The 583-nt window shown below is 80.6% G+C and carries 1 protein-coding gene; it reads left to right on the top strand.

The genetic code is table 11. The features are described 5' to 3' along the window. Positions 1–583, top strand: a 583-nt coding sequence (locus ACFFJG_RS18975; protein WP_378520361.1) for a hypothetical protein, incomplete at both ends; no start/stop codon positions are given.

Here is a 583-nt window from a genome sequence, read left to right as displayed (position 1 = left end):
TGCCGGGCTGGCCGGACGGCGAGCCGCCCACGCCGACGCCGAGCGCGAGCGCGAGGCCCTGCGGTCCGCCGAGCCCGAGCAGCGCGAGCGCCGCGACCGCATCGCCGACGCCGAGCGGGCCCTCGCGGTGCACCCCCTCCACGAGGTCGCCCGCGCCGCCCGCGCCGAGGAGGATGCGGCCGAGCGGACCGCTGAGGGACTTCGTCGCGACCTCGCCGACGCGCTGGCGCCCGGCTCCGACGTCCTCGACCGGACGGCCGTCACCCGCCACCTGCGCGACGCGACGCGCCGCCTCGCCGACCTCGACCGGGCCCGGCCCCTGCGCGACCAGGCGGCGGCCCTGGAGCAGGAGCTGGCCCGTCTCGAGCGGGTGCGGGCCTCGGCGGCGGTCCGCTGCGAGACAGCCGCCGCGCGCGCCGCCGAGGTGCCGGTGCTCCTCGACGAGCTCACCCCGCAACTGCTCCGGGCCGCGGAGTCCCGCGCCTCCGTCGCCGCCTTGGAGTCCGAGGTGGCCGCGCTCGTCCTGCGCCAGCGCGCGGCCGCCGGGGTGGTCGAGCTCACCTCCCAGGTCGAGGCCGCCGCG

Origin of the sequence: Nocardioides zeicaulis (assembly GCF_042432345.1) — a bacterium.
Lineage (GTDB): Bacteria > Actinomycetota > Actinomycetes > Propionibacteriales > Nocardioidaceae > Nocardioides > Nocardioides zeicaulis.
This window is presented reverse-complemented; position numbering and strand designations above follow the sequence as displayed.